This is a genomic window from Salmonella sp. SAL04157 (genome assembly GCF_046551635.1).
Taxonomy (GTDB): Bacteria; Pseudomonadota; Gammaproteobacteria; order Enterobacterales; family Enterobacteriaceae; genus Salmonella; species Salmonella enterica.
This window is the reverse complement of record NZ_JBGDVS010000002.1, coordinates 587,475-608,419: the sequence shown is the minus strand read 5'-3', so window position 1 is coordinate 608,419 and position 20,945 is coordinate 587,475. Positions and strand designations below refer to the sequence as shown.

General features: G+C 47.8%; 21 protein-coding genes and 4 pseudogenes. 16 read left to right on the top strand and 9 right to left on the bottom strand.

The window, feature by feature from the left end; translation table 11 throughout:
* Positions 1–120, top strand: a pseudogene (locus ACLJRE_RS06650) (IS200/IS605 family transposase); the annotation flags it as partial.
* 252 nt (positions 121–372) lie between these two features.
* Here ACLJRE_RS06650 and ACLJRE_RS06645 read toward each other — a convergent pair.
* Complete coding sequence (locus ACLJRE_RS06645; RefSeq protein WP_000876799.1) at positions 373–1,353, bottom strand: NAD(P)H-dependent flavin oxidoreductase; 981 nt, start codon at positions 1,351–1,353, stop codon at positions 373–375.
* A 173-nt stretch (positions 1,354–1,526) separates the two neighbouring features.
* Positions 1,527–2,435 carry a LysR family transcriptional regulator gene (locus ACLJRE_RS06640; protein WP_058214746.1) on the bottom strand — a complete coding sequence of 303 codons (909 nt, stop codon included), beginning with the start codon at positions 2,433–2,435 and terminating at the stop codon, positions 1,527–1,529.
* Positions 2,436–2,836: 401 nt separating this feature from the next.
* Between ACLJRE_RS06640 and ACLJRE_RS06635 the strand changes: the two genes are divergently transcribed.
* Complete coding sequence (locus ACLJRE_RS06635; protein ID WP_023212747.1) at positions 2,837–3,025, top strand: DUF29 family protein; 189 nt, start codon at positions 2,837–2,839, stop codon at positions 3,023–3,025.
* 275 nt (positions 3,026–3,300) lie between these two features.
* Here the strand turns inward: ACLJRE_RS06635 and ACLJRE_RS06630 are convergent, their stop codons facing one another.
* The 3 genes and pseudogenes from ACLJRE_RS06630 to ACLJRE_RS06620 form a co-directional block, all read right to left on the bottom strand.
* Positions 3,301–3,633, bottom strand: coding sequence for a DUF1493 family protein (locus tag ACLJRE_RS06630; protein ID WP_000253078.1), 333 nt, complete (start codon positions 3,631–3,633; stop codon positions 3,301–3,303).
* Positions 3,627–3,725, bottom strand: a pseudogene (locus ACLJRE_RS06625) (STM2901 family protein); the annotation flags it as partial. The pseudogene ACLJRE_RS06625 and the gene ACLJRE_RS06630, both read right to left, overlap by 7 nt.
* Positions 3,719–3,838: pseudogene (locus ACLJRE_RS06620) on the bottom strand (type II and III secretion system); the annotation flags it as partial. The pseudogenes ACLJRE_RS06620 and ACLJRE_RS06625, both read right to left, overlap by 7 nt.
* Positions 3,839–3,989: 151 nt before the next feature.
* On the opposite strand from ACLJRE_RS06620, the gene ACLJRE_RS06615 reads away from it, so the two are divergent.
* From ACLJRE_RS06615 to ACLJRE_RS06605, 3 genes and pseudogenes are all read left to right on the top strand, one after another.
* Complete coding sequence (locus ACLJRE_RS06615; RefSeq protein ID WP_000885424.1) at positions 3,990–4,238, top strand: type II toxin-antitoxin system Phd/YefM family antitoxin; 249 nt, start codon at positions 3,990–3,992, stop codon at positions 4,236–4,238.
* The gene (locus tag ACLJRE_RS06610) at positions 4,228–4,512 is read left to right on the top strand and encodes a type II toxin-antitoxin system RelE family toxin (RefSeq protein WP_000221344.1); all 285 of its coding nucleotides are present in this window, start codon (positions 4,228–4,230) and stop codon (positions 4,510–4,512) included. Before ACLJRE_RS06615 ends, ACLJRE_RS06610 begins: the two co-directional genes overlap by 11 nt.
* Positions 4,513–4,630: 118 nt before the next feature.
* A pseudogene (locus ACLJRE_RS06605) lies at positions 4,631–4,912 on the top strand (RidA family protein); the annotation flags it as partial.
* A 57-nt stretch (positions 4,913–4,969) separates the two neighbouring features.
* On the opposite strand, the gene ACLJRE_RS06600 reads toward ACLJRE_RS06605, so the two are convergent.
* Positions 4,970–6,043 carry an S-adenosylmethionine:tRNA ribosyltransferase-isomerase gene (locus tag ACLJRE_RS06600; protein ID WP_023212745.1) on the bottom strand — a complete coding sequence of 358 codons (1,074 nt, stop codon included), beginning with the start codon at positions 6,041–6,043 and terminating at the stop codon, positions 4,970–4,972.
* A gap of 192 nt (positions 6,044–6,235) precedes the next feature.
* Positions 6,236–6,724 carry a MarR family winged helix-turn-helix transcriptional regulator gene (locus ACLJRE_RS06595; RefSeq protein WP_001293635.1) on the bottom strand — a complete coding sequence of 163 codons (489 nt, stop codon included), beginning with the start codon at positions 6,722–6,724 and terminating at the stop codon, positions 6,236–6,238.
* Positions 6,725–6,768: 44 nt separating this feature from the next.
* On the opposite strand from ACLJRE_RS06595, the gene ACLJRE_RS06590 reads away from it, so the two are divergent.
* From ACLJRE_RS06590 to ACLJRE_RS06570, 5 genes are all read left to right on the top strand, one after another.
* Positions 6,769–8,277: an FAD-dependent oxidoreductase gene (locus tag ACLJRE_RS06590; protein ID WP_023212744.1), complete on the top strand. Its 1,509-nt coding sequence runs from the start codon at positions 6,769–6,771 to the stop codon at positions 8,275–8,277.
* The gene (locus ACLJRE_RS06585; protein WP_023212743.1) at positions 8,267–9,508 is read left to right on the top strand and encodes an MFS transporter; all 1,242 of its coding nucleotides are present in this window, start codon (positions 8,267–8,269) and stop codon (positions 9,506–9,508) included. Before ACLJRE_RS06590 ends, ACLJRE_RS06585 begins: the two co-directional genes overlap by 11 nt.
* A 69-nt stretch (positions 9,509–9,577) precedes the next feature.
* Positions 9,578–11,134 (top strand): PhoPQ-activated pathogenicity-related family protein, encoded by a 1,557-nt coding sequence (locus ACLJRE_RS06580; RefSeq protein WP_000476907.1) that lies wholly within the window; start codon positions 9,578–9,580, stop codon positions 11,132–11,134.
* A 176-nt stretch (positions 11,135–11,310) separates the two neighbouring features.
* A complete protein-coding gene (locus ACLJRE_RS06575; protein ID WP_000824240.1) occupies positions 11,311–12,597 on the top strand; it encodes an MFS transporter in 1,287 nt (428 codons plus the stop codon).
* Positions 12,572–13,597, top strand: a complete 1,026-nt coding sequence (locus tag ACLJRE_RS06570; RefSeq protein ID WP_000864927.1) for a zinc-binding alcohol dehydrogenase family protein — start codon at positions 12,572–12,574, stop codon at positions 13,595–13,597. Before ACLJRE_RS06575 ends, ACLJRE_RS06570 begins: the two co-directional genes overlap by 26 nt.
* A gap of 58 nt (positions 13,598–13,655) precedes the next feature.
* Here the strand turns inward: ACLJRE_RS06570 and ACLJRE_RS06565 are convergent, their stop codons facing one another.
* Together ACLJRE_RS06565 and ACLJRE_RS06560 are read right to left on the bottom strand one after the other, a co-directional pair.
* Positions 13,656–14,447 (bottom strand): FadR/GntR family transcriptional regulator, encoded by a 792-nt coding sequence (locus tag ACLJRE_RS06565; protein WP_072196343.1) that lies wholly within the window; start codon positions 14,445–14,447, stop codon positions 13,656–13,658.
* A 45-nt stretch (positions 14,448–14,492) separates the two neighbouring features.
* The gene (locus ACLJRE_RS06560; RefSeq protein ID WP_000976505.1) at positions 14,493–15,584 is read right to left on the bottom strand and encodes a choloylglycine hydrolase family protein; all 1,092 of its coding nucleotides are present in this window, start codon (positions 15,582–15,584) and stop codon (positions 14,493–14,495) included.
* A 427-nt stretch (positions 15,585–16,011) separates the two neighbouring features.
* Here ACLJRE_RS06560 and ACLJRE_RS06555 point away from each other — a divergent pair, with 427 nt between their 5' ends.
* From ACLJRE_RS06555 to ACLJRE_RS06530, 6 genes are read left to right on the top strand one after another with little or no spacing between them, the layout of a single operon-like run.
* Complete coding sequence (locus tag ACLJRE_RS06555; protein ID WP_001194448.1) at positions 16,012–17,115, top strand: hydrogenase small subunit; 1,104 nt, start codon at positions 16,012–16,014, stop codon at positions 17,113–17,115.
* A 2-nt stretch (positions 17,116–17,117) separates the two neighbouring features.
* A complete protein-coding gene (locus ACLJRE_RS06550; protein ID WP_000331200.1) occupies positions 17,118–18,920 on the top strand; it encodes a nickel-dependent hydrogenase large subunit in 1,803 nt (600 codons plus the stop codon).
* Entirely contained in the window at positions 18,871–19,614 is a 744-nt protein-coding gene (cybH, locus tag ACLJRE_RS06545; RefSeq protein WP_000924456.1) for a Ni/Fe-hydrogenase, b-type cytochrome subunit, read from the top strand. Before ACLJRE_RS06550 ends, cybH begins: the two co-directional genes overlap by 50 nt.
* Positions 19,615–19,619: 5 nt before the next feature.
* Positions 19,620–20,228, top strand: coding sequence for a HyaD/HybD family hydrogenase maturation endopeptidase (hybD, locus tag ACLJRE_RS06540; RefSeq protein WP_000852663.1), 609 nt, complete (start codon positions 19,620–19,622; stop codon positions 20,226–20,228).
* Positions 20,228–20,527: a HypC/HybG/HupF family hydrogenase formation chaperone gene (gene hypC, locus ACLJRE_RS06535; RefSeq protein WP_000334904.1), complete on the top strand. Its 300-nt coding sequence runs from the start codon at positions 20,228–20,230 to the stop codon at positions 20,525–20,527. The genes hybD and hypC overlap by 1 nt, the downstream gene beginning before the upstream one ends.
* On the top strand, positions 20,524–20,934 hold the full coding sequence (locus tag ACLJRE_RS06530; protein ID WP_000155977.1) for a hydrogenase: 411 nt from the start codon (positions 20,524–20,526) through the stop codon (positions 20,932–20,934). The genes hypC and ACLJRE_RS06530 overlap by 4 nt, the downstream gene beginning before the upstream one ends.
* Positions 20,935–20,945: the final 11 nt, after the last annotated feature.

Genomic DNA, 20,945 nt, shown 5'->3' with positions numbered 1-20,945 from the left:
ACGGTGGGTAAGAACACGGCGAAGATACAGGACTACATAAGGCACCAGCTTGAAGAGGATAAAATGGGAGAGCAGTTATCGATCCCTTATCCGGGCAGCCCGTTTACGGGCCGTAAGTAACGAGGTTTGATGCAAATGTCAGATCGTATGCGCCTGTTAGGGCGCGGCTGGTAAGAGAGCCTTACAGGCGCATCTGAAAAACCTCCGGCTATGCCGGAGGATATTTATTACTGGCGCCGGTAGTCACAGGGTAGGGGAGGAATACAGCCTATGGCGTTTCAATGTCTGAAAACACTACCACATCTTGTGTCAGAGGGCCGCTGCGCGCCAGGCCGTTTCGCAAAGTTCGATTATTTTTGCAGTGTTCTGCCCTTAACAAATGGCCAGCTCGTTCACGACCTCAGCTACGCTCTTGATGCTGCGGATATTTCCGATGCCCGTGCCCAGCGCAATGTATCCTTCATCTGTATTACCTTCCAGCATGCCGATACGCAACCCGCGTAAACCTCCCATCGTCTGGGCCAGTTCTTCATTGCTTGCACCAGCTTTATCCATCGACACGAGCTTGTCAGCCAGCTTGCCAGGAAGTGAGCGGTAGTAATCTGGCAGGGTACGGAAAAGCAGCAAATCCAGGCCGTTAGCATTAATGATTTTATCCTTTACTGACTGCGGCACACGGCTTTCTTCTGTCCCAATAAACACCGAACCAGCAAAGACACCCTCTGCTCCCAGCGCATGGGCAGCACGGGCGGTACGACTATCGGTAATCCCGCCTGCAGCCATGACGGGAACACTCTTCACCGAGTCCGCAATCAGCGGCACGATCGAAAAGGTGCCAAGCGCGGTGCCAGGCAATGTGCCACCTTCATCAAAACCTGTTGCAACAATAATGTCGGCGCCGGCTTTTTCCGCTAAACGTGTATTTTCAGGTGTCGGATTAATATCGCGGTAAATAATTGCAATACCCGACGCTTTTAGTTCATTAAACAGCGAAGTGATAATAGCTCCTTCTCCGTAACCGGTATAAACAACAGCTTTTACTCCCTCTTCCTTTATTACCTGTAGGATAGGCGGAGTCCAGATGTCGTTTTCAGGGGTTGGAATAAGGTTCACCCCGAATGGTTTTTCGGTAAGTTTTTTGGTTTTACGAATTTCTTCACGCATTTTTTCTGCTGTTTCATCAGGTGTTGATACAGCAGTTTCCGCTGTTAAGCCCGCATTTGGGCCAAGCACACCCAAACCACCGGCGTTGCTTACGGCTGCAACCAGTCTTGCATCGGTAAGCCAGGACAATGGGCCTTGTATAACAGGTTTTTCGATACCCAGAATCTGGCAGATACGGTTGTACTTCATGACGTAATCTCCTTCGAACAAATTTTCAGCCAGCCTTTTAGGCGACTGTGGTAGTTAATTAATCTGAAGAAGATCTTAAGCCTCTTTATTGTTACGAAAAACCATCCAATCTTTAAAACAGAATTACTGATAAAGTAACAATAGCCAGGTCGGATATGCACGAAAGAGCGTTATCAGAGATGTGCATCCGGACCAAAAACCTCGCACAGCCAGTCGATGAATACACGAACTTTAGGTGCCAGATACCGACGATCCGGGTAAAGCAGTGAAACCGGTTTTGGCGGGGGCGGGAAATCAGTGAGGATCTCTGTCAGCTCTCCACTGGCAATAAAGGGTGCAAGCGACGGACGCAATCCGTGTAGAATCCCCAACCCCGCCAGCCCACATGAAAGAAACGCTTCTGAATTGTCTACCAGGATGCTGGAGGGTACTTTTATTGACGCAATACTGCCATCAACCGTGAATTTCCACTCCATTATCTGCAGGCTGTGATTACTGAAAAAATTTACAGCCCGGTGGGACTTCATCAGCTCATCGATAGAGTGCGGCGTGCCATGCTTCGCAAGATAAGATGGCGCAGCACAAGTCACCATGGCTGCCGTTCCCAGACGTCTGGCAACAAAACTGGAGTCATTAAGCTCACCAAGTCGGATGACGCAGTCCACACGCTCGGCAATCAAATCAATCTTGCGATCGGACGTGCCAAGTACAATCTCAATATTCGGGTATCGGTTCTGAAAATCTCCAAGAGCCGGAATGATGACTGCCCGGGCGAGCGTAATAGGGACGTCAAGGCGCAGGCGGCCTTTCGGCGGTTGCGTGCGGGAAAATAATCGCCGGACGTCGTCCAGCTCGCTTAGAAGCGACAGGCAACGCTGGTAAAACTCTTCCCCTTCATCCGTCATACTGACCTGTCGTGTTGTGCGATGCAGGAGCTTAACGCCCAGATCATGTTCCAGATTCTGAACGGCGCGGGTAACAGCAGGGCGGTGCAGCTCAAGCACCTCCGCCGCGCGGATAAAGCTCCCTTGCGCTACCACATTGACATAAATATTCATGGCTTCCAGCATATTCAGCTGCATCTGTTCTCAGTCCTCAACCATTATTTGTGTCGAAGGGGGAAGCTCCTTATAACATTCCTGTCTGCTGGAACATATCCCTTTGTGAGCTGATTGTTTTATCTGGAGTAACATACTGCTATCGATACATGACTTTTACCGGGTGGTTGAGGTAAGACATGTCATTTGTAAAATCGCTACCAATTCTTCGCAACCTTTTTGGATGTTCGGCGGCGTCGTATACAAAAACAAACAGGCCAGGCGATACGGTTACGCATGTGCAGGTCATGCCAGGCGCGACGCTAAAATACGAGCCGATTATGTTTGACCGCCGCCAGTGTACGTGGCGAGTGTGAATGCAAGACATTGGCAGACAGAGAATAAACAAACCTCGTGAAATGAGGTTCCCATTAATTTTTTAGCCCATGTCAGCGCAGCGCAGGAAAATTGCCCGTCGTCTGGAAAAAAGCCCGTTATTAAAACGGGAACTGTCGGAAATGGCTGTTGAGTCCTACGGCGATACCGTGTTATCTGCAGCGCGTGAAAAGAGTTTTCCGTCTGAAATGCCGTGGGCGCTCGCTGATACGCTGCGCGACGATTTCATCCTGGACTGACACACTGACAATGACGAACCGAACACAATAGCCGGTTTTTTTATGCCTGAGCGGCGTGTGCTGCGTGAAATCGTGTGCAGGAATAGCGGGTGCAAATCAACAGAATTCGCTCAGCGTCACGGCAGGGAAGGGATCAAACTTATGGGCCAGAAGTTTTTTGACATGCACGAATCCAGCCGCCTTAACATGTCTTTTAAATGTTCTGGTTCATTTAACATAATATACATTATGCGCATTAGAATAGCAGAGGGCGAAAAGCAGCCCCCCAGCGTGAATCAGTCATACAACCAGCGACCAGACCTGGCAGACGCAATGAGCATACCTATCGTGAACTCCGGCACCTGAGGAATATCGTTTTTGCGAAACGGATTAAGCAAATGCTTTAGCGGTGGTTCTGGCGGATAGTATGTTGTGATCGAGAAATTCCCTTTATCTACATTGAATGTCGTAAAAAAATCATCCATCAATGCCAGTGCTTCATCATCTTCTAACCGTAAATCTGAATCCAAATCTGTTGACGGTGTCAGTTCTTTTTTCTTAAAGAGGTAAATTCCATCATGGCTTCTTACCAGTTCATAAATCCGCTGTTCAAGAGCATCACTTACCATATTTTATCGCTTCCTCTGGCAATACGGTTGTAATCCCTGCCTGTACGATATGCAATCTGCGACACGTCAGAGGCCAGAATAATCCATCCGACTGTTCAGCAAGGCCACCAAGTAAAATAATATCACCATCTGCAAGGCTGACTTCGGTTGTTACATCACGCTTGATAAGGGTTGGCGAGTTATTAACGCCGGTTTCAGTGGTCACAAGTTAGGTTCTGGACATCTGAACTTAGCCTTGAAAAAACCGTCAGCTGCCCGCATCACTGACCGGGCTGGAGCTGAATCCCCTTCGTGAAGGATGCTTTTATTAGTACTATTAAAGGTGCTATATTTAGTCATCAACCAGGAGGTAAATTATGGCATTTCAAATTTTAACGACTACTGCAGCAAGCATTACAGAACTGAAACGTGATCCAATGGGAACTTTCAATGCCGGAGATGGCGCTCCAGTTGCCATTCTTAACCGTAATGAACCGGCTTTCTACTGTGTGCCTCCGGCACTTTATGCTCATCTTATGGATATTCTTGAGGATGAAGAACTCGGTCGTATTATCGATGAGCGTGCGAATGAACGCGTCATTGAGGTCAACATTGATGACTTATAAGCTGGCATTTAACGAATCAGCACTAAAAGAGTGGAAAAAACTGGGTCATACCATACAGGAACAGTTTAAAAAAAAGCTAAGGGAACGGCTTGAAAACCCTCGGGTTCCGGCTTCTCAATTACATGGAAGAAAGGATCAGTACAAAATTAAGCTGCGTGGTGCAGGATACAGACTGGTGTACAGCGTCGAAGATGAAATTATCACGGTAACTGTCATTGGTGTTGGAAAGCGTGAAAATGATGCCGTCTACAAAGTGACACAACACAGAAGCTAATCACTCAGGAAATGCTCTCTTTCCCCGTCAAGCGATACGACAAACAGGCTCAGTTCTTTTATGTGACTGCACCTTGACATATGTCACGTATATGAAACTATGGCCTACGTTGTGTATGGTAGGCAGTCACACAGACGGCACGCCGGAGTCTGATTTTCAAAAACAAGTGAGGCTTGCTTTTGAAAACCTGAAAGCAACACTGACTGCAGCAGGATGCACATTCGATGACATAGTGGATGTCACCACCTTCCATACCGATCCAGAGCAACAACTTAACGACGTGATGGCGGTGAAACAGGAGATATTTGCCCATCCCCCTTATCCTAACTGGACCGCTATTGGCGTTACCTGGCTGGCCGGCTTTGATTTCGAAATAAAGGTTATTGCCCGAATCCCCTGATGCTTATTCTCGGTAAAACCGGTAGCATTATGTGTACCGGTTTTATTTTATTCATCCCTACCCTTCATCCTGTATGATTAACATGCAATCACCAAACATATCGAACTTACATGACTGGATATGTTCTGAGGCATAGGCCTTCATGAGTAGATCAACCCCAGCAAATTGACCGGTTAACACCATATGCGTCGTTTTTGGCTGATGTAAGTTCGTTAGCAGGCAGTCAACCACTTTCAGTTGATAGCCTGGATGTATATAAAGCGCAGTCCAGCCAGAACTTGCTTTGAGGCAATTGTGTTCCCTCGAATACGCGGACTCCAGGCATCGTGTAACGGTAGTTCCTACGGCAAAAATACGTCCGCCATTTTGCTTCGCAGTATTAATGATATCCGCTGTAGCTTGTGGAACCTCGTAGTATTCTTCGTTGATAGTCACTTCCTCTACACATTTTGTTTGTATTTTTCTGTTGGACAACATTTCTGTTGATGCAACATGTAAAGTGATGAAGGATATTAACCCACCTTTATCTTTGATTCTTTGGATAAGATCCCAGGTAAAATGAATGCCGGCAGAAGGTATTTCCAAAGAACCATACTTTTTAGAAAAAACGGAACGGTAAGCATCTGGATATTTATAAAACAAGCTGGAGTCCACATACTCATCAAGACGCTCACCATGACTGGCTAAATAGCAAATTAAGGCCTCATGATTTTCCACGACGGCTCGGTACTGACTATCTTCGCTAAACTTTTGCTCTACCTTAATGGAAATTCCAGGGTTATCAACCAAATAGAAAACATCATTCGCGTTAAGCCTTTCTTTTAAAAGTCCGGAAATAATTACTCTATTATTTGGTAAAAATCCCTCTAAAACAATTTTAATTAACCTATTCTGTCTTGTTTTACAGATAAACATATGGTTTATTATAGTACTGTCGTTAAAACAGATTACATCACCTTCTTTGATATAATCTGTTACTTTACTAAAGTCTACCTTATGAATTTCCCCTTTACTCCGGTTGAGGACAAGCATTTTACACTTTTCCCTGTATGAATCATTGGCTATCCAATGAGGTCTGAGTGGGATAGTCATCTGATCGGTAATGCGAAAATCATATTTTTCGGTAAGCATATATTTACCCTTTGAAAAACCATTGATACGGCGATTGTTATATAGCCGTATTCTGCAGTATACGTTGGCCTTTCAAAGGGTGATAATTAACTCGATAAATGTTGTTGTTATATTTACTTTGCTGGCTATTTAATCAATGTCAGATACCGATATTAACCTGGACGATCGGATTTGACCGCCCTTTTCTTTTGCTTATTCCGGCATTGAAGCATCGCTATCCATTGCATCGGCAAACTTTTGCATTAACCGAACAAAGACATCAAGTTCCTCCTGAGGCCAGTCTTTAAAAACAACTTTGCCCATTTGCTCTCGAGCAGCGTCTATACGCTCCGTCATCGCCTTTCCTGTCCGGGAGATAACGGCCTCGCGTATACGACGATCGATGGCATTATGCTGCCGTATTATCAACCCCAGCTTCTCCAGTTTGGCGACCTGTCGGCTTACCGTCGTATAATCACGACCGGCACGTTCGGCTAACTCAACAACGCCAATCGGCCCTAAACGTTCGATACTAATAAGGATCGAAAATAGCGCACGATCGAGTTGAATCCCCGCCTCTGCAATTAATTTCTCATCATTACGAGGCCGGTTAAGCGCGCTCACCACGCGAATCAACGCACCGTGAAGCGCCTTCATTTGCTCGGAAATATGTGTATCTTGCACATTTTTATTTTCTGACATAGCATGTCTCCTCTTATGTGCATAATACACATATCGGAGAGACGATGACAAGATACACCACTACAGATGTACTGATCTGCGGCGCTGGCGTTACCGGGCTTACTTTAGCCATCGAACTGGCGCGTCACGGGGTCTCATTTCGCCTGATTGAGAAAAGAACGACGCCTTTTATCGGCTCCCGCGGTAAAGGTATTCAGCCGCGAACGCAAGAAATCTTCGAGGATCTTGGAATACTCAATAAAGTGGTCGCCGCCGGCGGGCTCTATCCCCGATTACGAACCTACCGTCACGACGGAAGCTATGTAGATTCAGATATTGCGCATCATACAAAACCGACCCACGCCGAACCCTACCATCTGCCATTGATGGTTCCACAGAACGTGACAGAAACGATTATGCGGGAGCAATTAAAAGCATGGGGACATCGGGTGGAGTTCGGCTGCGAATTACGACATTTTGCGCAAACCCCACGCACGGTCACCGCGTATGTTGCCGGGCCGGCTGGAGAAGAGGTCATCATCGCTCATTATTTGATAGGCGCGGATGGCGGCGGAAGCTTTGTCAGAAAGAAATTAGGCGTCAGCTTTTCCGGCCATACGTTGGGAATCCATGCGCTTGTGGCTGACGCTTCACTTTCCGGTCTGAACCGGGATGTATGGCACCATTTTAACGATGGCGATATGGCGCGAATGATAATGATTTGCCCTCTCGCCGGCACGCAGCTCTTTCAAATCCAGGCATTGTTGGCCCCGGACGACTCGCAGAATTTCTCAGCCGACGTGCTCACGGCTTTTCTTACTGAGCGAATCGGGCGGACGGATGTTCGCATCCATTCGATTCCCTGGGTATCGAAGTACCAGATGAATGCGCGCATAGCGGAACATTACCGTGTGGGTAAGGTATTTTTAGCCGGTGATGCCGCTCATGTGCATCCGCCGACGGGTGGACAAGGGTTAAATACCAGCATCCAGGATGCCTATAACCTGGGATGGAAAATGGCAGCCTCGCTGCGGGGCGCAGGAGAAGAGCTTCTCGATAGCTATGAACAGGAACGCCGCCCGGTAGCCGAATCACTGCTCCACCTTTCCACCCGATTACTTGACTCTCAAAAACAGGGCGGCATCAAACGAGAACGCGACGTTCAACAACTTGACATCCAGTATACCAACTCCCCCTTAGCCCACACGTTGCCCGAACGTCAGCATGGGTTACAAGCGGGAGAAAGAGCGCCGGATGCTCCTCTTTTGGGCGCCGGCGGCCAATCATTACGATTATTTCAGTTACTACAAGGCCCGGACTGGAATCTATTGGCCTACGAAACCCACGGTAAGGTCATCGATGCGCGGCGAGGTCTGCGTATTCATCACATTGGCGAGCAGGACGAGCTCATCGATACCCTGGGGCACTTCCGGGAGTCCTATCATCTGGCGCCGGGTCAATGCGTGCTGATCCGACCCGATGGCTATGTCGGCGCATTCTTTCACGGCAAACAGAGCAACGATATTGAAAATTATCTCTCTCGTTTTGCCATAGGGATTAAAGATGAATACTAATGTCTATGAGAACACCGACAGCGAAACTATCACCCCGCTCAACAAGCGGCGTATTTTGCCTGTTTTCCTGCTTGTCGGCCTTTACGCCGCCAGTACAGCGGCAGTGATGTCGGTACTGCCTTTTTATATCCGCGAGATGGGCGGTTCGCCGCTTATCATTGGAATCGTCATCGCCACTGAGGCTTTTAGCCAATTTTGTGCAGCGCCCCTGATTGGCCACCTTTCCGATCGCGTTGGCCGCAAGCGAATACTGATTGTCACGCTGGCTATTGCGGCGATAAGTTTACTATTACTCGCCAACGCGCAATGTATCCTGTTTATCCTGCTCGCCCGCACGCTTTTTGGCATTAGCGCCGGGAATTTGTCAGCCGCCGCAGCTTATATTGCCGATTGTACGCACGTCAGAAATCGGCGCCAGGCAATCGGTATCCTCACAGGCTGCATTGGTTTAGGCGGTATTGTCGGGGCAGGCGTTTCAGGGTGGCTATCGCGTATCAGTCTGAGCGCGCCGATCTACGCCGCCTTTATACTTGTCCTTGGGTCTGCCCTGGTCGCGATTTGGGGGTTAAAAGACCCGTCCACAACATCACGTACCGCAGATAAAATAGCGGCGTTCTCTGCCCGCGCTATTTTAAAGATGCCAGTCCTTCGCGTCTTAATCATCGTAATGCTTTGTCATTTCTTCGCCTATGGCATGTACTCTTCACAATTACCTGTTTTTCTTTCTGACACCTTCATCTGGAATGGGCTTCCCTTTGGGCCAAAAGCGTTAAGCTACCTGTTAATGGCGGACGGGGTTATTAATATTTTCGTCCAGCTATTTCTGTTAGGTTGGGTGAGCCAATATTTTTCGGAGCGAAAGCTAATTATTCTAATCTTCGCCCTTCTTTGTACTGGATTTCTCACTGCGGGTATCGCCACGACCATACCAGTGCTTATTTTTGCTATCGTTTGTATTAGTATCGCTGATGCGCTAGCCAAACCCACTTATCTTGCCGCCTTGTCCGTCCATGTATCGCCTGCCCGACAAGGTATCGTCATCGGAACGGCGCAGGCATTAATCGCAATCGCTGATTTTATATCCCCCGTATTGGGCGGATTTGTCCTGGGTTATGCCCTGTATGGTGTCTGGATCGGTATAGCTATCTCTGTCGCCATTATTGGTCTGGTGACGGCAATGATTTACCTTTCAAAAAGTTCAGTGCTAATAGCGAAACCAGAAACAGAATAATGTGACAACGTCACAAGCATTATTACTCCCTTCTTCCCTTATTTATCAAAAGTATTGTACTTATATTGAATGTTTAAGAGGTATTTATGGAAATTATGCTGGTTGGCATTTGCCCTTGTAAAGCGCGGGGAAAGCATGAAAAAAATATATCTCGTTGTTATCGTACTGTTTTTTATTTCTACAAAAGTTTATACACTACTTCATAACAACATCTTCTTTTGTCGAAACAGCCCGGAGTGTGATTTGTCTCATGTTCTCCCCGACTACCGGGAGAAGATTTCAGGCACACCGCTAAAATATACCTTGATTAGTACAGCTCCATTAGCACAGGTTGTAGTCAGACACTATGAATTATTATCGCAACACTGGTCGCCAGATGACATGGTAACCCCTGCGCAATGGCGACATAACGTTGATATTTATATCCCTGAAACGGCAAAAGAGCACCATGCTTTGGTGGTTGTAAACAACGGAATTAATTATGATAAAGGCGTACAAATCACTGGTAAACCCGGTGATTTCCCCCAGGAAACACTGGCAAGCATCGCCCGTGATACGAATACCATCGTAATATCAGTGAGTGATATACCTAACCAATATTTAACCTTTCAGGATGATAAAAAACCACTGAAAGAGGACGAGAGCGTTTCCCGAAGCTGGGCATTATTTATGGAAGCGCCGGAGCAACGTGAGTTAATGCCCTTAAATATTCCTATGGTCACTGCCCTATCGCAAGCGATGAGATTAGCAAAAAAGGAGTTAACGCAATGGAATATAAATTCCTTTATCATTACAGGTATTTCAAAGCGTGGGTGGACTACCTGGTTGTCAGCTATTGCCGATCCTGATGTTGAAGCAATTGTTCCCTTCGCCATTGATCTACTTGATATTGATGCTTCACTTGAGCATATTTATCAATCATACGGTGGAAATTGGCCCATTACATTCTACCCCTACTACCAGCAAGGCATAGATGAGAAAATAAAATCCCCCACATTTACCCAGCTAAGGCAAATAATAGATCCGTTAAGATATCTCAACACTATTTATCAACCCCGCCTTGCAATACCGAAATATATTATTAATGCAAGCGGCGATGATTTTTTCGTACCAGACAATACTCGCTTTTATTATAGCAAACTCCCTGGCGTAAAATCATTACGTATAGTGCCTAATATGAACCACTACTCAATTAACCAGTTCGCTGAAGAAAGCCTCGTTCCTTTTATTAATAGGTTTCAAAGTAAAAAAACATTACCACAGTTGATCGGCCTTATTCACCACCATCTTCTTACGGTCTATTTCTCAGAAGCGCCGGTAAAAGTCGTTCGCTGGACAGCCAACAATCCAAATGCGCGTGATTTCCGTTATGCCTGTGGCATCCGTTATCAGCCGCTTACAATAGATATTCCCGCCAACAATAAGATCAGTATTACGTTAAATGAACCGAAGACAGGTTGGGAAGCTACCTATATCGAAGCCACTTTTAATGATGGCTATGTCGCCACGAGTCAGGTTTATATTACGCCCGATGAAAAATACCCACAGACAGCACCACCTTCCGTTAACGCCACATGTCAAACGTTACCGGGGCGTGGATTAGGGGAAAACGATAGCCCCGATTGAATTTTCAATTAATTGTCTGATTTTAAAGAATTTTATCCATCACGTTTGCGATGACCAGGAATCCTCTGCGATAAATTTTTGTTATATTGATCACGTTCTAACCACAAGAGAGGTGATTTGAAAATAACCTTAAAATATTGTGGTCAGGCCGCTAGACCACAATAAGAGGATTAATCATGAAAAGAAAAACAATGGGATGGCTTATCGTTTTTCTTCTATTTATAGTTTACATGCTAAACTATATGGATCGTTCAGCATTGTCGATAACTGCCCCCTTGATCGAAAAGGAGTTAGGATTTAACGCCGCGGAGATGGGAATGATCTTCAGCGCATTTTTTATCGGATACGCCCTGTTTAATTTTATTGGTGGCTGGGCCAGCGATAAAGTTGGGCCAAAAACGGTTTTTCTCATCGCAGCGTTACTATGGTCTGTATTTTGTGGCTTAACTGGTTTAGTCACCGGATTGTGGACAATGCTTATCGTGCGCGTTCTTTTCGGTATGGCTGAAGGACCGGTCAGCGCTGCCGGAAATAAAATCATCAATAACTGGATTTCCCGAAAGGAGTCTGCCACGGCGATCGGAATTTTTAGCGCCGGTTCCCCGCTCGGCGGCGCGGTGTCCGGGCCGATAGTGGGCCTGCTGGCGTTATCCTTAGGCTGGCGCCCCGCATTTGGCATTATTTTCTTATTTGGCCTGGTCTGGGTACTACTGTGGTACTTTATCGTTAGCGATAAGCCAACAATGAGTAAACGCCTGGCGCCGGAAGAACGCATTGATTTTGAAAATCATGAGGACGTTATTTTATCTGATGATGGCCGGGCTACGCCTTCACTCGGCTATTACATGAAACAACCAATGGTATGGGCAACAACTCTGGCTTTTTTCAGCTACAACTATATTCTTTTTTTCTTCCTGACCTGGTTCCCAAGTTACCTGAACCATTCGTTACATCTCGATATTAAAGAAATTAGTATCGCCACGGTAATTCCCTGGGTCATCGGCGCGATTGGTATGGTGCTCGGCGGCGTCTGTTCTGATGTAATTTATCGGATTACCGGTAATGCTCTGCTCTCACGTCGACTTATTCTGGGCGTATGTCTGGCAGGCGCAGCGGTATGTGTTGCCGTTTCCGGTACTGTTAGCACTATTGGTAGCGCAATTACGCTCATGTCAGTTTCACTCTTCCTGCTCTATTTAACGGGCCCAATTTATTGGGCGGTTATTCAGGATGTTGTTCATAAAGATAAAGTAGGGAGCGTCGGCGGAGCCATGCATGGCCTGGCTAATATATCCGGCATTATCGGTCCGCTTGTCACCGGTTTTATCGTTCAATTTAGCGGTAAATATGACTATGCGTTCTATCTGGCCGGTGCTATCGCTATCGTTTCAAGCCTGTTGGTCTTCGTGTTTGTAAAAAGTAAAGGATTCAAAGCCAATGAAAGTCAAAGCTGTGTTCATTAATAAGCCTGGTGAAGTTGAAACCCGCTGGGTGGATTATCCCCATAAGAAAGAAAATGAAGTATTAATTAAGGTTGATGCTGCAGGCATTTGCGGATCGGATATCGGGGCTTTTCGTGGAACGAACCCACTTGTTACTTACCCAAGAATTATTGGGCATGAAGTGACCGGAATTGTTCTTCAGGAAGGTGCCGGAATGCCGGACAATATTAAAAAAGGCGACCGCGTGATTGTTGACCCCTATATTTATTGTGGTCACTGCTACCCTTGCTCTGTCGGCAGAACTAACTGTTGTGAAAATTTAAACGTCATTGGCGTGCATGTCGATGGCGCAATGCAGGAGGTGGTGACTCATCCCGCACATTTAATTCATAAAATACCAGATAATGTGCCTTCTGAAATGGCGCCGCTGGCAGAACCGCTGACTATCGCTCTGCACGCGCTGCATCGGGCAAACGTTAAGGCCGGGGAATATGTTGCCATCATCGGCGCGGGGGCCATTGGTCTTATGGCGGCATTAAGCGCGCGTCATTACAAGGCAACGCCTATTCTGATCGATATTGTGGAAGAAAGGCTACGCTATGCACAAAAGCTTGGCGTTCCCTATGTGCTGAACGCCGCTGACGATCAGGTTATCGACGCTATTAAAAATATCACCCACGGCACCATGGCGCAGGTCGTGATAGAAGCTTCCGGCGCAAATAGCGCTATTCGAAATACGCTTGATTTAGCATCGTTTGCTGGTCGTATTTCGTTTACCGGATGGCCAAAACAGGAAACGTCGCTGCCGACGAACCTGATCACCTATAAAGAACTGGATTTACGCGGCTCCCGCACCAGTGCCGGTGAATTTGATGAGGCATTACGTATGCTGTCTACGCTGGAGATTAATCCACAAGATGTTGTCAGTAAGATCGTCAATCTTGATGAGATCCCTGATGCAGTTAAAGAGCTTGATCGCTATCCGGAGCGCTACTTAAAGATTAATGCTGTTTTCCATTGAGTTACGGCGAGTTCTACCGCATGGCATGACCGCCATGCGGTGTTATTCATCGACAAACTTAGCCGCCGACAATCTTTCTCACATAGCGTAAATGTTCCAGAGATCCCTCATAGGCGCTGTCAGCATCAGACTGGCGCATCGCATCCACTATCGCTTTATGCTGTTTGTTGAGATTAAGTAAAACATTTCTGTCTCCAGACTGCTCATCAAACCCGGCATAAGGGATATTAATCCGTTGTTCCCATAACATACGGGACATATCGAACAACACCCGGTTACGGCTGGCCTCAGAGATCGCAAGGTGAAATTCTTTATCCAGCGAGTAAAAGCCGTGGACGTTATTATCGTTAATGGCTTGATCCATACGATGATAAATCGCCTCTATTTGGTTGATGACGTCAACGTTATCGTTTTGTGCGGCTAAGCGCGCACAATGGCTATCGACCAGCTCGCGAGTAGAGAGAATTTCTTCGATGGTATAGTCGCTGGCAAGGTGTTTTTTATCTGAAACGATAACCCCATTACCGGACTGAATCACGATCCATCCGGAGATCTCCAGTACAATAAGGGCTTCTCGCAAGGAGGCGCGGCTCACGCCAAGCTGTTTTGCCAGTTCGCGTTCTGGCGGTAAAAAAGTTCCCGGGGGAAAAATATTATCATTGATCAGCTTAATGATGAGGTTGGCTATCTTCTGATAGAGCCTCTCCTGCCTGACCTCAGGTATAACCATGCGCCCTCCAATCCATATCCAGGGGATTTTGAATGGATTTAGCATACCATCCTGGCGCTGGTGATCGTGATAATTAATTACCGTGCATGATAAAGAGAAGCAACCGCCGGTAGCCTCCATTACCTTCGCCGAGACTACCGGGGAAACTAAACCGAGATGAGCTATTTATCCTTTGACGTTGATTTTCTCGAACACGGGCGCTGTCGCGTTCTTAAACTGAGAAAGAGACCAGGTTTTATAGTTGATATCATTGTAGCCGCGCACCATCATCTCACCGTGCGTTAAGTCAGACAGCGTTGTCCAGACCGTATATTCTGAGACCGGTTTGCGGGTGGCGTTGCCTTCCCCTTCACTCCCCATATAATCAACCGTAATATTTTTCGGACGATCGAAACGGCTCATAATATGCGCAAGCGTATTCATTGCATCGTGGGCGGATGTCGCTTGCGGCGCATATGTGGTGTAATAAACGCCGCGTATAAAACGGGAAACCGACGTATCGGACGATGGCAAGTCTGCAATAGCAATCCCGCTATCAGGCTGCATCACTTTTATCCCGCCCAGTGTGCCTGAAGAGCGGTCCACATTGGTTAATTGCGTATAGTTATTCAGATTTGTCAGATGCCAGGGGAATGCGGGACCATTTGTCATCACGCGAGTGGGATTGTCATAGACATGGAATTTGCCATTTTCCACTTCAACGACAATGCTTCCTCCTTTCTTGTCGTAAAACGCATAATGAAATGGCGATTTCAGATCGCCAAACCGATGCAGTTCCGGTGACCAGAATTTACCCTCTTTTATTGCCTGTTTTACCTCGCCGACAGTAGCAAAACGGGCCAGCGCCCATTCTCCCAACGAGGTGACAGGAATTGCCTGTTTATATTCACTCGCGGGCAATGGCGGCAATTGCGCATTCATGATCATGTTTTCACTAAATGACAATCCCGCGCTATTCATGCCTTCAAGTATGTCTCTGCTATCGCCATCAGTAATGGTGGAAGTAATGGCCAGTATCGGATATTTCGCCTGATAGCTTACTCCCTGACTGCCATCCGGCGTTTTTTTATCAAACTGTGTTCCCGCCGGATAATACGTTAACCATGAGGGTAAATCCTGCATATATTCCAGCGTACGTCCATGAAAAACATCGCCTTGTTTATCCTGAATAGCAAGGGTTGTGCAGGCCTGTGCAGCCAGGGCGTATGAAAACAGCGCCGGAGCGATAAATAACATTGCTTTACTTTTTTTCATCATGCTCTCCTTGTTTGTAAAATGGATTGGATGAATATATTAAATTAAACCTATCAATGGTTATGCAGCACGTAATTAATTGTGATCTTATTTTACAAGCTAATAAATTTAACTGACGGGTTTAAAGGAGAGTTAAACACAGCGAACTAATATGAAACGCGTTATCCGTGTGACCATTTAAAAAAATCCCATCATGTTATAAATAAAAAACACGGTTTCTTATCAACATTAAGAGATACCATCACAACGCTATATTTACTCCACATCACCAATAACATTAAATTAATTTATGTTTTTGAGTAATGTGAGTAGCACACATGTAATCGGTTGTTACGAATTAGAAACATAATTGCTACTAAAACACGTTGAGAAAGACAAGAAATGCAACATATGATGCCCACACTAACTATAGTGGTTTGGGATAAACGTTATGCAAACACAAGATACATTTTATCAAGTTATGCGTAGACACGGCGTGACAAGGCGTAGCTTCCTCAAGTTTTGCAGCCTTACCGCAACGTCTTTAGGCCTGAGCAGTTCGATGATTCCTCAGATAGCTTATGCCCTGGAGAATAAACCGCGTACGCCAGTGATATGGCTGCATGGTCTTGAATGTACCTGTTGTACCGAATCTTTCATTCGCTCTGCGCACCCGTTGGCAAAAGATGCCATTCTGTCGCTCATTTCCCTGGATTATGACGACACCATTATGGCCGCCGCAGGGCAACAAGCCGAGCAGGCGTTGGCGGATGTGATGCGCGAGTACAAAGGAAATTATATCGTTGCCGTGGAAGGTAACGCGCCGCTGAATGAAGATGGGATGTTTTGCATACTGGCTGGTGAGCCGTTCCTGGAGAAGTTAAAACGCGTCAGCGCGGATGCTAAAGCGATTATCGCCTGGGGGTCCTGCGCATCATGGGGCTGCGTGCAGGCAGCCCGTCCCAACCCAACTAAAGCCACGCCGGTTCACAAATTAATTACCGATAAACCCATTATTAAAGTGCCAGGCTGCCCACCTATACCTGAAGTAATGTCCGCCGTTATCACCTATATGCTGGCATTTGATCGCATCCCTCCCCTTGATCGTCTTGGACGACCAAAAATGTTTTATGGCCAGCGAATTCATGACAAATGTTACCGACGCGCGCATTTCGATGCCGGTCAGTTTGTGGAAGCGTGGGATGACGAAGGCGCCAGAAAAGGGTATTGCCTGTACAAGATGGGCTGTAAAGGCCCGACCACCTATAACGCCTGTTCAACCGTTCGCTGGAATGATGGCGTGTCTTTTCCTATCCAGTCAGGTCATGGATGCCTCGGATGTTCGGAAGATGGATTCTGGGATTACGGTTCTTTTTACAGCCGGGCAACGGGCATTCCGCAAACCGGCATTGAGGCTACCGCCGATAAAATCGGACTGGGCGTTGCTGGCGTCGCGGGCGCTGCCGCCATCGCTCACGCCACGGTGAGCGCCATAAAACACGCCCGTAATAAAAACAACACGTCATCAGAAAACGCTCCGGAAGAGAAAAAATAATTATGGCATATCCTTATCAGACTCAGGGTTTTACGCTGGACAATAGCGGACGGCGAATTGTGGTCGATCCGGTTACTCGCATCGAAGGGCATATGCGCTGCGAAGTGAATATCGACAGTAATAATGTCATTACTAACGCCGTGTCGACCGGCACCATGTGGCGCGGCCTTGAGGTTATCCTGAAAGGTCGCGATCCGCGAGACGCCTGGGCATTCGTTGAACGCATTTGCGGCGTCTGCACCGGTACACACGCTCTGACCTCAATCCGTGCCGTAGAAAATGCGCTGGGAATCGCGATTCCGGACAACGCAAACTGTATCCGTAATATGATGCAGGCTACGCTACACGTTCACGATCACCTGGTGCATTTTTATCATCTGCACGCGCTGGACTGGGTTGATGTGGTTGCCGCCCTGAAAGCCGACCCGCATCAGACCTCCGCCATCGCGCAAAGTCTTTCCGCATGGCCGCTATCCTCGCCGGGATATTTCCGCGATTTGCAAAATCGACTGAAGCGGTTTATCGAGTCCGGTCAACTTGGCCCTTTCCGTAATGGCTACTGGGGACATCCGGCGATGAAACTTCCGCCGGAAGCCAATTTGCTGGCGGTCGCCCACTATCTTGAAGCACTCGATTTTCAAAAAGAGATCGTAAAAATTCACACCGTTTTCGGTGGTAAAAACCCGCATCCTAACTGGCTGGTGGGCGGCGTTCCTTGCGCCATCAACCTTGACGAAACGGGCGCGGTCGGCGCAGTGAATATGGAACGCCTGAACCTTGTCAGTTCCATCATCCAAAAAGCTCGCCAGTTCTGCGAACAGGTTTATCTTCCGGACGTTTTGCTGATTGCCAGTTATTACAAAGACTGGGCAAAAATCGGCGGCGGGTTATCGAGCATGAACCTGCTGGCTTATGGCGAGTTTCCGGATAACCCTAACGATTATTCCGCCAGTAATCTTCTGCTTCCGCGTGGGGCTATCATTAACGGTCGTTTCGACGAAATTCATCCTGTCGATTTAACCGCCCCCGATGAGATTCAGGAGTTTGTCACTCACTCCTGGTATACCTATGGTAACGGCAATAACGATAAGGGCCTGCATCCGTGGGATGGTCTGACCGAACCGCAACTGGTCATGGGCGAACACTATAAAGGCACAAAAACCTTTATCGAACAGGTGGATGAGTCCGCTAAATATTCATGGATTAAATCGCCGCGCTGGAAGGGACATGCGATGGAGGTAGGTCCGCTGGCGCGTTATCTGATTGGATATCATCAAAATAAACCGGAATTTAAAGAACCTGTGGATCAACTGCTTAGTGTATTAAAGCTGCCTAAAGAAGCGCTCTTTTCTACATTAGGACGTACTGCCGCGCGTGCGCTGGAATCCGTATGGGCAGGCAATACGCTGCAATATTTCTTCGATCGTCTGATGCGTAACCTCAAGTCCGGCGATACGGCGACGGCAAACGTCACGCTCTGGGAACCCGATACCTGGCCTACATCGGCAAAAGGCGTTGGTTTCAGCGAGGCGCCGCGAGGCGCGCTGGGGCACTGGATAAAAATTGAAAATCAGAAAATCGACAGCTATCAGTGTGTGGTACCGACAACCTGGAATGCCGGGCCACGTGACGATAAAGGTCAAATTGGCGCGTACGAAGCGGCGTTAATGGGGACTAAACTCGCCGTTCCCGATCAACCATTGGAGATTTTACGTACTCTGCACAGCTTCGATCCCTGCCTGGCCTGCTCCACCCATGTTATTGATAATCATGGAGGGGAGCTGGTCAGGGTTCAGGTACGATGACGACGATTCGGAGGTCTCAATGCATCTCAAAGAAATAACCAGCCAGGGGTACTATATCTATGAAGCGCCGGTCCGTTTATGGCACTGGATCACGGCGTTATCCATTGTCGTCCTGGCTGTTACAGGATATTTCATTGGCCGCCCCCTGCCATCGATTCAAGGTGAAGCGACCTTTATGTTTTGGATGGGCTGGATACGACTGATCCATTTTACCACGGCGTATATTTTTACTGTCGCGCTGCTGTTTCGTATTTACTGGGCATGTGTCGGCAATGAGTACGCCAGGGAGATGTTTCTGGTTCCGTTCTGGCGCCGCGCCTGGCGCAAAGGCGTTATCAGCGAAATCCGCTGGTATTTTTTCCTCGAAAAAGAGGCCCATCGTTACTATGGACATAATCCGGTAGCGGGACTGGCGGTAATGTTCTATTTCTGGATGTCCGTACTGATGGTGTGTAGCGGCTTTGCGCTCTATGGCGAAGGACTTGGAACAGACAGTTGGGCGTATCAATGGTTTGGCTGGATGATTCGCCTGACTGGCAACGATAGCCTCGCGCTGCATTTCTGGCACCGGCTGGGCATGTGGTTCATTATCGCCTTCGTCATTGCGCATGTTTATACCGCTATCCGTGAAGACATTATGAGCCGACAAAGCGTGATTTCCGTCATGATAAGCGGCTGGCGCTGGTTCAGGTGATAACAATGGCAGAAGTAACAATCTTAGGGCTTGGCAACCTGCTTTGGGCAGATGAAGGGTTTGGCGTCAGAGCGGCGGAAAAGCTGTTTGAACAGTATGCCGATAACGAGAAAGTTGACGTTGTTGATGGCGGTACGCAGGGGCTGGCACTGCTGCCCTGGCTGCAACAGACCGAAAAACTGTTAATCATGGATGCTATCGATTTTGGTATGGCGCCAGGTTCGCTGGCGATGTTTCGTGATGAACAGGTTCCCGCCTATCTGACGGCGAAAAAACTCAGTTTACATCAGACCAGTTTTTCTGAAGTGCTGGCATTGCTGCAATTAACCGGCGGCCAGTTATCGGAGATTGTGCTGATTGGCGTGCAGCCGGAATGTCTGGATGACTATGGCGGGAGTCTTACGCCGCAGGTAAAGGCGCAACTGATGCCTGCGGTCTGTCTCGCGCAGGAAGTGCTGGCGCAATGGGGTATCACCGCCTCTTCAGCGGCCTTGCCCACTGAAAGACTCAATCATTACAGCCTGTGTATGGAACGCTACGAAGATGAACGGCCAGATGCGCAAAGCGCTTGCCGGGTCGGCGATATTCGGGTGCTACAGAGAGAGAAATCATAATGTGTATCGGCGTTCCTGTGCAGGTTATTTCACCCGGTCAGTGGTTCGCCAAATGCCGCGACCGACACGGCGAGCTTATCGACGTTGATATTCGGCTTGTGGCTCCCCCCTTAGCAGGCGCATGGCTGCTGACATTTGGCGGCGCAGCACGACGAGAAATGGACGAAGCGGAAGCCGCTGAGGTACTGGCGGCGCTGGACTCGCTGGAACAGGCCATGCTTACGCAAAGCGATCCGCTGACCGGTTTTGCCGATTTATTGTCTCGCACGCCTGAATTACCGGAGCATTTAAAAAAATGACTATCTCACCCCAAAATCCTGTTTGTCCACTGGCGGATAAAGGCTTTCTGGTTACCGATGCGCAAACGCTCCCGTCGTTGATTAATGCGCATCCGACTCTGCTGGTTTTGCTGCAAAGCGACCCCAACAAACATCCGGAAGTCGCCGACAGTTGGGTCATTATCCCGGAAATCCTCAAGCAATTTCCGGCGACGTCTTATACCGCGGCATTTGCGGATAGCGAACAGAGTGATCTGATCGCCCGGGAGTATCGCATTCTGAAATATCCGGCGCTGCTTTTCTTTCGCCAGCACCGTTTTGTCGGCAGTCTGGCGGGATTATATAGCTGGCAAGAATACTCTCAGCGGGTGGCCGCATTGCTGACCACACCGGGCTATCGTCAGGATATTCCCGTTATCACGCAATAGAATGAAAGGTA

Coding starts and splice junctions, on each gene's coding strand:
- ACLJRE_RS06645 (WP_000876799.1), bottom strand. CDS start 1,353: ATGAAGTACAACCGTATCTGCCAGATTCTGGGTATCGAAAAACCTGTT.
- ACLJRE_RS06640 (WP_058214746.1), bottom strand. CDS start 2,435: ATGCAGCTGAATATGCTGGAAGCCATGAATATTTATGTCAATGTGGTA.
- ACLJRE_RS06635 (WP_023212747.1), top strand. CDS start 2,837: ATGTCAGCGCAGCGCAGGAAAATTGCCCGTCGTCTGGAAAAAAGCCCG.
- ACLJRE_RS06630 (WP_000253078.1), bottom strand. CDS start 3,633: ATGGTAAGTGATGCTCTTGAACAGCGGATTTATGAACTGGTAAGAAGC.
- ACLJRE_RS06615 (WP_000885424.1), top strand. CDS start 3,990: ATGGCATTTCAAATTTTAACGACTACTGCAGCAAGCATTACAGAACTG.
- ACLJRE_RS06610 (WP_000221344.1), top strand. CDS start 4,228: ATGACTTATAAGCTGGCATTTAACGAATCAGCACTAAAAGAGTGGAAA.
- ACLJRE_RS06600 (WP_023212745.1), bottom strand. CDS start 6,043: ATGCTTACCGAAAAATATGATTTTCGCATTACCGATCAGATGACTATC.
- ACLJRE_RS06595 (WP_001293635.1), bottom strand. CDS start 6,724: ATGTCAGAAAATAAAAATGTGCAAGATACACATATTTCCGAGCAAATG.
- ACLJRE_RS06590 (WP_023212744.1), top strand. CDS start 6,769: ATGACAAGATACACCACTACAGATGTACTGATCTGCGGCGCTGGCGTT.
- ACLJRE_RS06585 (WP_023212743.1), top strand. CDS start 8,267: ATGAATACTAATGTCTATGAGAACACCGACAGCGAAACTATCACCCCG.
- ACLJRE_RS06580 (WP_000476907.1), top strand. CDS start 9,578: ATGTTTAAGAGGTATTTATGGAAATTATGCTGGTTGGCATTTGCCCTT.
- ACLJRE_RS06575 (WP_000824240.1), top strand. CDS start 11,311: ATGAAAAGAAAAACAATGGGATGGCTTATCGTTTTTCTTCTATTTATA.
- ACLJRE_RS06570 (WP_000864927.1), top strand. CDS start 12,572: ATGAAAGTCAAAGCTGTGTTCATTAATAAGCCTGGTGAAGTTGAAACC.
- ACLJRE_RS06565 (WP_072196343.1), bottom strand. CDS start 14,447: ATGGAGGCTACCGGCGGTTGCTTCTCTTTATCATGCACGGTAATTAAT.
- ACLJRE_RS06560 (WP_000976505.1), bottom strand. CDS start 15,584: ATGATGAAAAAAAGTAAAGCAATGTTATTTATCGCTCCGGCGCTGTTT.
- ACLJRE_RS06555 (WP_001194448.1), top strand. CDS start 16,012: ATGCAAACACAAGATACATTTTATCAAGTTATGCGTAGACACGGCGTG.
- ACLJRE_RS06550 (WP_000331200.1), top strand. CDS start 17,118: ATGGCATATCCTTATCAGACTCAGGGTTTTACGCTGGACAATAGCGGA.
- cybH (WP_000924456.1), top strand. CDS start 18,871: ATGTTATTGATAATCATGGAGGGGAGCTGGTCAGGGTTCAGGTACGAT.
- hybD (WP_000852663.1), top strand. CDS start 19,620: ATGGCAGAAGTAACAATCTTAGGGCTTGGCAACCTGCTTTGGGCAGAT.
- hypC (WP_000334904.1), top strand. CDS start 20,228: ATGTGTATCGGCGTTCCTGTGCAGGTTATTTCACCCGGTCAGTGGTTC.
- ACLJRE_RS06530 (WP_000155977.1), top strand. CDS start 20,524: ATGACTATCTCACCCCAAAATCCTGTTTGTCCACTGGCGGATAAAGGC.